A 6,544-nucleotide genomic window follows, 5' to 3' on the forward strand; every position below is an offset into this window, starting at 1 on the left:
TTATATTTCACATCCATATATACATACACCCTGTTGAGCAGCATATTGCAAAACTGAACTTTTATCAAGAATCAATGTTTTCCCGGCTTCCACCGCTAGTACTTTAATTATCCCCCGGGAAAGAGTTTCAACTGTATGCTTCCCGATAACAGGGATATCGAACCGCGCATCCTGCGCAGTCCTCGCAACTTTGACAACCACAGCACTGTTCACACCTCTGACGGCAGTACCCACAATTATTTGTGCACGCTGAATACATTCATCAGTACCTTCCATAGCTTCCACAGCGATAACCGTCCCGTCCTTTACAATAACAGTTTGGCCGATATCAATATCCGCTAGCTGTTTAGCAAGTTTCTTACCAAATTCTATATCCTTTAACTCACACTCACCCGGTGCAAGTGCTGTCATGACACCCTTTTCCGCAAGTAAGTGCCTGACGTATTCTATATAAGGCACGACCTCAATCCCAGCTTTTGCAAACATCCGGCGGGCAGAGTCAAAGATAGACACTGCCATGTGGTCCTTTGTTGATGACAATATTTCATTCATACTTACATCAAGCGCAAGTTTTGCGAATAACAGTTTATGAGGAATGCGTCCTACGAGGATAAGTTTTGTTACATTATTAGACTTAAGAAACCTTACCGCTCCGATAACGTCACCGATATCCATTTCATTGAATACATCAGCAGTAGTTACGATATCTTTATTAACCGCCTGCTTAAAAGTGAGGACAACGGTTTTATGCCCGTTTTTTTTTATTCCTTCGGCAATAACTTTTGGCAGTTCACCCTGCCCGGCAATAATTCCTATGTTTTCAATTATCATAATCAGCAACCCATCAACGCGGGTTACTTTTTCTTTTCTCCCGGCACAACCCGCGGTTTGTTGTCTGCGCGAATTCCGCCATATGAAGAACTTTAGGATCAGTAAAACGTTTCCTTACCTCAGCAATCGCATCTTCAAGTGTATAAGAATTATTCAAAAATATCTGATACGCTTGTTTCAGTGAATGTATTGTTTCTTCGCTAAACCCATGGCGTTTCAGGCCTTTGGTATTTAACCCGAACAAGCATGCGCGGTCACCGCAGGCAAGTGTGTACGGTAAAACATCACGTGATACCATCGCTCCCCCTCCGATCATCGCAAGTTCGCCAATCCTCACAAACTGGTGTACCCCAGCTAACCCGCCAAGCACTGCATTGTTCTCTATTTCAACATGTCCCGCAAGTGATGCATTATTCGACATAATAACTTCGTCACCAATACGGCAATCATGCGCTATATGAGAGTACGCCATAAGGAAACACCGTTTTCCAACCCTTGTTTCCCCGCCGGCAGCCGTTGCGCGGTGTACCGTAACGTATTCACGGATAACAGTCCCTGAACCAATAATTGTTTTTGTATGCTCATTCCGGTACTTAAGATGCTGAGGCGGTGTTCCGATGACACTCCCGGAACCAATTTCACAGTTTTCACCAATCTCAGTTTCGCCATCCAAAAATACGTATGGGCCGATTTTTGTCCCGCGGTTTATCTTAACATCTTTTCCTATAATTGCATACGGGCTGATCTCAACATCAGTATCTATCTGCGCCTTCGCATCTACTATAGCAGTTGGGTGTATCTTCATTTTTGCTCCTTATCTACTACAGAGAACATAAACTCTGCTTCGCAAGTAAGTACATTATCAACATAAACCTGTCCGACCGCCTTACCTCCGCGTTCACGCGCACGAACCACTTCTATCTTCATCTCCAATAAATCCCCGGGAAACATAGGCCTTCGAAACTTAACACCGTCTATCGTCATAAAAAATGCGAGTTTACCTTGAAGTTCCGGGCGTGAGAGAAACAATACGCAGGTTGACTGCGCCATAGCTTCAACTGCAATTACTCCGGGAAGGATAGGATACCCCGGAAAATGCCCTTTAAAAAAATCTTCATTCCCGGTAAGGTATTTATACCCAATAACTTTAAGATCTTCCTTAGGTATTACAATACGGTCAAGGAACAGAAATGGGTACCTGTGAGGAATATACTGTTTTATTTGTTCCTGATTCAACACTATACGATACCCTTCGGGTAACGGCGGGTATTGTCTTTCCATAACACCTGAAACTGCAGCTTTGAGTAATTTAGAAAACTGTATATTACTCTCATGCCCGCAACGTATTGCAACGACATGCATCTTCATCGGGCGGCCAACGAGGCATATATCACCCATGAGGTCTAAGATTTTATGGCGTACAAACTCATTATCAAACCTTAACCCTTCTTTTGAATGTATACGATCACGGCCAATAACTATAGCGTTATCCAAAGACCCGCCTTTTGCCAACCCTTTTTTCTTCAATGTTTCAATTTCATAATCAAAACAAAACGTTCTTGCAGGAGCAAGGTCGCGTTTGAACGTTTCCGGATTGATAGCTACAGAAAAATATTGGCTGTTAACCAGCGGATGACGATAATCCACAGTACATGAAATTCTTAATTCATCAGAAGGTATTGCAATGATATGAACATCATTATTAGAAAACTCTACGGGTTTATTGATGGTAAGAAAACATTTTTCAGCTTCCTGTTCAACAATCCCGGCTTTCTCAAGCAGCATAACAAATGGTAATGCTGAACCATCCGCTACGGGAGCTTCACTGGAGTCTATCTCGACAATAATATTATCAATTCCCAATCCCGAGATCGCGGCGAGGATATGTTCCGTAGTATGAATATGATTATCCTCATCACCGATAGTGGTACCACGGCTGACATCCCTGACATTATCCGGAGATATTATTACTTGCACACTTTGCCCTCGTTTTGTCCGTACTAACTGTATCCCGGAATTCACAGGCGCAGGTTTAAAAACCAGATTACACACATTCCCCGTATGCAACCCCGTTCCTGAGAACGAAATTTCTTTTTCTATAGTCCGCTGTTTTTGCACAACCATTACACCTCCAACTATTTTTTTAAGCCACTACAAACTAACCATTTAAAAGTTCCTACTTATTAATCTTAAAGTATAATTTATATTAGCGGAAATCTCAAACTTTAACTACTTTACCGGTTGATAATGATTTTACAATTGCTTCCAATATTTTTACGTTCAACAACGCATCTTCCGGGGATACCACCGGCGTTTTGTTTTCAATTACACAGGTAATAAAATGTTTTATCGGTAACGGTACGAACCCAACGGTTTCACCATGAATACTTTCTTTCCCTATGATAAACGGGCGTGAGTATGATTTGCTATCAGCAACGCGGTAACACTGGTCGCTAAGATCTATCTCCACCCGTCCTTTGGTACCATGCAGTGAAACCGCGAACTCGCAGAGGTTTGGCCATGCGGGTGGCAGTATCCATGAAGATTCAATTGTTGCGAAACTGTGTTCAAACTTAATAATTGCCTGCACAGCATCGTACGTATCGATCCCTTTACTTTTTAGTACATTCTTAACACCGCTAGCATACACGCTAACAACTTTATCCTTCATCAACCAGCATACAAGGTCTGCGAGATGCGGAAACAAAAACCAGTGCGGGCCGGACTTCGCGGACCATTTAAACCATTTAGTCGCAACCTCAATCCGGTCACTGAGTTTAGCGTATGCCATTACGGGACGGCCGAGGTCTCCGTGATCAACCTGTCTTCTTGCATTATATACCGGCGTATTCCATCTATTATGAAAATCCACCATCATCTTAACACCGTTTTTCTTAACCGCAAGGATAATATCCTTCGCATCTTTTACAGAAGTAGCTAACGGTTTTTCTATCAAAACATTTTTTCCTGCGTTTGCCATCTGTATTGCAAGATCACGATGCGCAAAGTCGGGCGTCACGATACTAACGATTTTTATGTCGGGATCTGCTGCAACGTCTTTACTGCTGGTCGTGTACTCGCACCCGTACTTTTTCGCAACAGCTTTCGCGCGTTTTGCATCGAGGTCGCACACCAGCACGCCGCTGATCCTTGGGTCGGACGCGTACGCGTCAACATGGTTTTCCCCGAAGATACCGGTCCCTATGACTGCCGCTTTAAGTTTTGCCATTTTTATGTTTACTCCTTCATACCCATTTTAGGGATTTATTATTATAGGTATTATAGCAAATTCGGGAGGGGACGGGGTTGACTTAGTTCACTTAAGGTTTTTATAACGCGATGGATCTCCTGCCGCAAATGCCATCAGAAACTGGTTTAGGGGAGAGGGTGTGTAAGGGGTTTTACAATTCGATCTGTCAACATAACAGTGACTATCTCACTATTTTAATAGATTTATCAATTTATTTTATAACAGCAATTTTCCCATATTTATATCTTTTGTTTGAGTATGAATATATCTTGTATAGATAGATTCCTGAAGAGACATTGTTCCCATTTATATTCTTACCATCCCACAAAATGTTATCGCTATTAATACCATACGGTTTTTCTCCATTCCATACACGATCACCGGTTATTGTATATATAAATAATGGTACTTTTTCGTACGTATATAAATTATCGAAAGTAATAGATTTGTCTTTAGTAGGATTAAATGGATTTGGATACACTACCAAATTTGCTAATGTATTTTCTTCCATTACGACATCATCGCTCCAGTCTGACCATTCGGTGTAATAACCATTACCCATCAATGCACGGGTTCGAGTGCAATACGTGACATTGGGATTTAAATTCTTACATGATAATACTGTTTCACCAAAATTAGCAGGATCAATGATATTACCCTGTATTTCTTTCACTTGGTTACTGTATCCAGTTATTGGATAGACAGACTCATCTATTGTCCCCTTGTCCCAAAACCATCCAATTTCCCTTATCGTTGAATCTAAATACGTATGATGATATTTTGGTTTTGACGGTTTGCCAATTGGACGAACCAATGTATCATATATTTGAAGACAAATGTTATGGTTATTCCAACTTGCATTTGAAGCTGATCGTATAAGATATATCTTATTATCCTGACTCTTTTTAAAAGACGTAACTGCATCGTTGTTCGAACCATAGTCGTATGATAACCTTTGAGTTTTGCTCCAAGTTTCGCCATCATCTATACTTTTTCGATAAAACCTCGCCATTCCCCACACTACGTGTAACTCATAGTTATCTACCAAGAGTGAAGAGAAATCTCCATAAGAGTTTTTTTCTGACAAATATTTTGCGTTTCCCCAATTTAATCCACCGTTAATACTTTTAATAAACACTAGTTCTCTATTTAGTTCAAAAGAATCACTTCCTACATTTTTTATTCTCGATTCTTCTAGATATAATAAAAATATTGTATTCCCTTTCATTGTTGCACATGAGGGGTAGGTATAAGAAGTTGAGTTTAGAATATACTGTCCATGTGTCCAGTTCGTTCCACCATCGTCGCTTCTGGTATAATATGTTTTGAATAATGAATCTGTATAGACTTGTCTTTCTCTATAAAACACATGTAATGTTGTTGGACTTGTACTTACGATAATTGGTATTTCTCCTCGAATAGTTGTTGTTGTTATTCGAATTAATGACAACCATGTGTTACCATTATTGACGCTTTTCTGGAAATAAATATCACCCTGTTTCTCTCGTACTATGCAAACCGTACTTCCTAATACTACTAAATCTGGTAACCTTGATACTTCACTACTTGCTGATATTTTGTATTCGTTACTCCAGTTATTCCCAAAATCCTCGCTTTTCTTGTAGTAAACATCTGCATACTCACCTATTCTGTCATATTCATAAAACACAAGATGAAGTATTGAATTTCCATCATATCCCAGTTTAGGCCAATATGCGTCCCCATCTGTGTTGCTGAGTACAACATCGTCAGTCCATGTCCTACCTTCATCCATACTCTTTTTGTAATATATTCTATATATATCACTTCTTTTATCGGACCAAACTAGATGTAGTGTTCCACTGGAATCTATAAGCATGTTTGGGCCCCAACAGTTTGCTTTGGTTGGATTAGTTATAGGAATACTGCCCGTCCATCCTTCGGGGATCCGACTGTCACGTTCTACAGAATAACTGCTGGAATTGTTTGTGTGTTGACTGCTATTTTCCCAAAAACCTGTCTCTTTAGACCACTCAAACTCTATACAATAGATTGGGGTAAGAAATAATACTAAAAGTGTTAAAATTGAAATCGCAATTGCAACAATGTATTTCATTTAAATAGTTCCATTCAAAAAGTATCAATATTGATAATAACAATATTACAGTAAGAACATTACGACGGAACATGGATATTCTACTAAATGTTTGAGAGAAGTCAAAACAGGAATTGTTCACGACGGAATAAAAAAATGGAGGTCATTAGACGCCATCAGAACCTGGTTTATGGGAGAATCATCAGATCCCTATGATCCGCCACTAATAAATAGTCTTACATGATATTTGTCTACCAACTGTCTTCCCAATTTCTCAGCGATAGTGACCTCAAGTTAGGTACCTAATTAACTATTAAGGAACTAGTACCATCACAGGGGGTACCCCCTGTGGCGCGAAAAACAAAAACCGGGTATAATAAATACCCTAA

The 6,544-nt window shown here is 40.1% G+C and carries 5 protein-coding genes; all 5 read right to left on the reverse strand.

The window, feature by feature from the left end; genetic code table 11:
• Window positions 1-831: a UDP-2,3-diacylglucosamine diphosphatase LpxI gene (lpxI, locus tag WC955_07890; GenBank protein ID MFA5858973.1), complete on the reverse strand. Its 831-nt coding sequence runs from the start codon at window positions 829-831 to the stop codon at window positions 1-3.
• A gap of 13 nt (window positions 832-844) precedes the next feature.
• Entirely contained in the window at window positions 845-1,636 is a 792-nt protein-coding gene (gene lpxA / locus WC955_07895; protein ID MFA5858974.1) for an acyl-ACP--UDP-N-acetylglucosamine O-acyltransferase, read from the reverse strand.
• On the reverse strand, window positions 1,633-2,955 hold the full coding sequence (locus tag WC955_07900; GenBank protein MFA5858975.1) for a bifunctional UDP-3-O-[3-hydroxymyristoyl] N-acetylglucosamine deacetylase/3-hydroxyacyl-ACP dehydratase: 1,323 nt from the start codon (window positions 2,953-2,955) through the stop codon (window positions 1,633-1,635). Before WC955_07900 ends, lpxA begins: the two co-directional genes overlap by 4 nt.
• 94 nt (window positions 2,956-3,049) lie before the next feature.
• Window positions 3,050-4,060, reverse strand: coding sequence for a Gfo/Idh/MocA family oxidoreductase (locus tag WC955_07905; protein ID MFA5858976.1), 1,011 nt, complete (start codon window positions 4,058-4,060; stop codon window positions 3,050-3,052).
• A gap of 232 nt (window positions 4,061-4,292) precedes the next feature.
• The gene (locus tag WC955_07910) at window positions 4,293-6,176 is read right to left on the reverse strand and encodes a hypothetical protein (protein ID MFA5858977.1); all 1,884 of its coding nucleotides are present in this window, start codon (window positions 6,174-6,176) and stop codon (window positions 4,293-4,295) included.
• Between the last annotated feature and the right edge of the window lie 368 nt (window positions 6,177-6,544).

The sequence above is a fragment of the Elusimicrobiota bacterium genome, from assembly GCA_041658405.1.
Classification (GTDB): domain Bacteria; phylum Elusimicrobiota; class UBA5214; order JBBAAG01; family JBBAAG01; genus JBBAAG01.